Origin of the sequence: Fulvivirga kasyanovii (assembly GCF_009711405.1) — a bacterium.
GTDB lineage: Bacteria > Bacteroidota > Bacteroidia > Cytophagales > Cyclobacteriaceae > Fulvivirga > Fulvivirga kasyanovii.
On sequence record NZ_SMLW01000261.1, the window covers coordinates 1 to 3,451 of the forward strand.

Genomic DNA, 3,451 nt, shown 5'->3' on the forward strand with positions numbered 1-3,451 from the left:
TATATAAGGGCATGTTATGTAACTTAGCTTGGAATGGGGGTTGATAAATCCTTGAAAAGCTTATCTTCATGGGAATAGTAACTTTAAAATAATATACTATGAAAAAACTAGACGAAATGTCAGATCGCGAACTTTTGGAGTTCATCTTTGGAGCACAAGTTCAACTCATGCGAAAAATCAACAGAATAGAAAGACATCTGGGGAAAGAAGTCGATATAAAGGAATACATGGATAAGAATGAACACCTAGACGAGGTTTATGAAAACATGTTAGGACTCAACGGCAATTTTAGCATCCAAATATCTAAAAGAGCAGAGGAAGATAAAGAAGAATAGCCTATCCATAATCTTTTCAACTGAAAAAATAAAGTCATATCTTGGGCAGCAGTAAAAAAATGGGTTGCCTTAAACTGACATATAGCGCTGAAAATGATGTTCCGAACTGGAAAGTATGGACAGCGGAAAGTGGTGAAAAAGAGAGCAAAGGGGTAGGAAATCATTGGGCTGATGGAATTCGTTACAGCGATTGGTCTGCTAATGGTGGAAGTGATACCTACAGGCAGGGGTTGGCCATGGGTTTGACCGACTTGGGAGGCTTTCTATATAGGGTAAACAGTGATGGGAGCCGGGACTTATACGATACCCATAATGGTAGAAGAGGATTTTGGGTGGACAATAACGGAGGCAAGAACACAGGCTATCACTACGAAACCATAGGGGGAGAAAGAGTTAGGGTGTTGGATGGTGATGTGCAAATCGGTCAAAAGTTTGTGGAAGACGAAGGAGGACACCTATTTGCTACGAATACCCAGGAGTTCCAGTAAATACAAATCTTTCTACAGATTATCAGGCAGCCCAGGATAGAGCGGCTTTTGAATCCGCGGTGGTACTTATGAGCCTTAAAGAGTTGTTCATGAGTCAGTTTAATGCCTCTTCATCTTCTGACGACCCCTATACTTCGGCTTCAAGCCCTCCGGTTCCTGGTGTTAACATGAAGCAAATTCTTCAACAACTAAATAATTTAAGTAGAGCCAAATAAGCAGCTGCACTTTCTGCCCGGATAGGGAAAAATTCGATTACTATAAGAACTCCGTTTAAACAAATCAGATATGACTTAATGGGAAAGGCGCATGCATTAGTAGAAACTCCACATGTGCAGATTTATAAAAAGAATTTCTTTCAAGGTCAGCTTTGAAGTATTACCCGAGCTTCAAAGGAAGCTGATTCCATGACTCAACAAGAAATAAGGATGATTAGAAAGTATATAGAAAAACTTGGTTACTAGAGCTATGATGTATTCAAGAAATATAGAGCTATTCAAGGATTTATCTCAAAATGATTATGATAATCAGCATTACGATTTTCATAATGACTTTGATTGTACTAGAATATTATTTGAGGATGAAACTCTAATATTGTTCTTTAAAAAAATTAATGAAGATTTAATGTTGAAGCTTTGTTTTAATAAGGTAGATATAGTTAAAACACTTTTTTTTAATGCAGAAGATGTCGCGGTCTTAACAATAGACACCTTATATAGGGGGAGAGCAGTTGTTAATGGAGAATTGCTTGATCTTTCAAAAGACGGAAAAGGGTACTTTTATTTAGAATTTTATGAAGGACAGATGATGGAGTTTTGGGCGGATAGTATTATACTCAGCAAAACTTCTGTTGATACCTCTGATTCTAACTTGTAGCTGATAACGCGAGAAGCAGTAGAGATTAGAACAGCCTGGGGATGTTCCCGGGCTTTTTTGTTTTATGAGGAGTAAGCCTGCTTCGCTTTAAAATCACGGATAGCGAGATCGAGGAATTTATTGATCATGCTTTTAGTCTCATCTTCCATGTTTTGAATGACCTTTTTTAAGTAGCTCTATATCTTTTATTGTTACCAGGTCGTCACTCCCTAAAAAGTCTTTCAAGATATGAACTCGGCACAAGCATTCCTCCGGCCAACGCTTTAAAAGAGATTGCCAACGCACTTGGCGTCTCGGCTGATGCCTTACTGGGGTTCAGGGAGGGATGCAATCTATTGGGCTCAGCAAGGGGACTACAGCCGCGCTGTACTTAATGCCGGATTGGCTATTTCAGATGTCTTCTTGATCAAATCCATTGTGACGGCTGCTGGCAAAGGGGCTATTAAAGCCTTAGCGAAAGGAGGTGGTAAATCATTTGCAAAGTATAAAGCAGCAAGAGGGGGAACCCAAACTTTAGAATTTATTAAGACAACTAATGCTGCTGGGCAAATAGTACAACAGAGAGTAAGCACAGAATTTGCTCATATTTTTATTACTCAGAGGACTCAAAGAGCATATAACTTACCTAATTGGCTGGTAAATAATGGAGTTAATGTATGGAAATTAAACACTATTCAACACTCAATTATAGACAGTCATAGGTTTAGGTTTTTAAGAGCCGGTTTAAAGAGTGAAGTAGGTTTTTTTAAGCAGTATAATTGGTTTAGTAAATTTGGGAATTGATATGTTAGGGCTATTTAAAAGGACAAAAATTAAGGATTGGGAAGTAATCTTAATGAAAGAAGTTTTTCAGGCGTTAGATGACAATTTCATAAGTTTCAGGAATCAATTAAAAGATGGATTGTTAAGAGGTGTACGTATATACTCCAATGATCCATCGCATTATATAGGCTTTAAATATACTCCTGATGTTGCAGAAAAGTACTTAGATGAAACTAAAGAAGACTTTTCAATAGAAGGTATTCAGGTGTATGATGAGATTTTGTCAAAATATATTGATTTTATTATTTATACCACTCATGGATTGATTTGTGGTTATTCTACACCTGCGTCAGACAAACCAAAATTCAACATCAATAAAATAAAATTAGATGGTGTAAAAAAAGTCTATTTGAATAATCTTGATTTTGAGAATGTCAAGAATTTATTCAATGAGTCTGAGTTAAAGCTTATCAACCCTTCTGAAGTATATGAAGTTGAGCTAGAAGGCAAAAAGTATTATCACTTGAAAGATTTAGAGGATGGTGATTTTATAGGAATAGATACCGAAAAGCGAGTATATAAATTTACTCATGATCCATACGAGATTAAGCTTTTAGGTGTTGATTTGAGTTCAGTATTAAACAGCAAATAAATAACTTTTTACCCCTTCTTACTGGTCGTAGATTAGCGTAGCGATCCTTAGACCTATAATGAAGTAGGGCGTCCGCCCGGTATGGATTTATTGCAGAGGATTGAATATTAGAGAGATATAGGAGCCTGGGTAAATAGCCCGGGCTTTTTTCATATCGGAATGGGCACAGGAGTAAGAGGTTATTTACGTTTAGTCCATTTTTGCGGGTCTTCATGAGTGCTGAATACAGCCCTGACAACAACGATGTTTTCCCCTATCTGGTGCAGTGCGTAACGAACGGAAGGACAGGGCTGCCTAGTGGGGCTATTTTGCATAATATGCTTATATAACCCGCAGATAAA

The 3,451-nt window shown here is 37.5% G+C and carries 7 protein-coding genes; all 7 read left to right on the plus strand.

The features are described 5' to 3' along the window. The first annotated feature begins 98 nt into the window (after nucleotides 1–98). Nucleotides 99–335, plus strand: coding sequence for a hypothetical protein (locus E1163_RS01605; protein ID WP_155168785.1), 237 nt, complete (start codon nucleotides 99–101; stop codon nucleotides 333–335). Nucleotides 336–394: 59 nt separating this feature from the next. Next, the gene (locus tag E1163_RS01610) at nucleotides 395–823 is read left to right on the plus strand and encodes a hypothetical protein (protein WP_155168787.1); all 429 of its coding nucleotides are present in this window, start codon (nucleotides 395–397) and stop codon (nucleotides 821–823) included. 278 nt (nucleotides 824–1,101) lie between these two features. Next, nucleotides 1,102–1,194 (plus strand): polymorphic toxin type 24 domain-containing protein, encoded by a 93-nt coding sequence (locus E1163_RS31620; RefSeq protein WP_425482663.1) that lies wholly within the window; start codon nucleotides 1,102–1,104, stop codon nucleotides 1,192–1,194. 94 nt (nucleotides 1,195–1,288) lie between these two features. Next, a complete protein-coding gene (locus E1163_RS01620) occupies nucleotides 1,289–1,696 on the plus strand; it encodes a hypothetical protein (RefSeq protein WP_155168789.1) in 408 nt (135 codons plus the stop codon). Nucleotides 1,697–1,884: 188 nt separating this feature from the next. After that, the gene (locus E1163_RS31625) at nucleotides 1,885–2,070 is read left to right on the plus strand and encodes a helix-turn-helix domain-containing protein (RefSeq protein WP_155168791.1); all 186 of its coding nucleotides are present in this window, start codon (nucleotides 1,885–1,887) and stop codon (nucleotides 2,068–2,070) included. A 7-nt stretch (nucleotides 2,071–2,077) separates the two neighbouring features. Next, nucleotides 2,078–2,479 (plus strand): hypothetical protein, encoded by a 402-nt coding sequence (locus E1163_RS01630; protein ID WP_155168793.1) that lies wholly within the window; start codon nucleotides 2,078–2,080, stop codon nucleotides 2,477–2,479. A 1-nt stretch (nucleotide 2,480) separates the two neighbouring features. Further along, the gene (locus E1163_RS01635; RefSeq protein WP_155168795.1) at nucleotides 2,481–3,110 is read left to right on the plus strand and encodes a hypothetical protein; all 630 of its coding nucleotides are present in this window, start codon (nucleotides 2,481–2,483) and stop codon (nucleotides 3,108–3,110) included. The last annotated feature ends 341 nt before the right edge of the window (nucleotides 3,111–3,451 follow it).

Bases quoted from the DNA above. Each gene is read 5' to 3' on its own strand.
- E1163_RS01620 (WP_155168789.1), top strand. From the start codon at position 1,289: ATGATGTATTCAAGAAATATAGAGCTATTCAAGGATTTATCTCAAAAT.
- E1163_RS01610 (WP_155168787.1), top strand. From the start codon at position 395: ATGGGTTGCCTTAAACTGACATATAGCGCTGAAAATGATGTTCCGAAC.
- E1163_RS01635 (WP_155168795.1), top strand. From the start codon at position 2,481: ATGTTAGGGCTATTTAAAAGGACAAAAATTAAGGATTGGGAAGTAATC.
- E1163_RS01605 (WP_155168785.1), top strand. From the start codon at position 99: ATGAAAAAACTAGACGAAATGTCAGATCGCGAACTTTTGGAGTTCATC.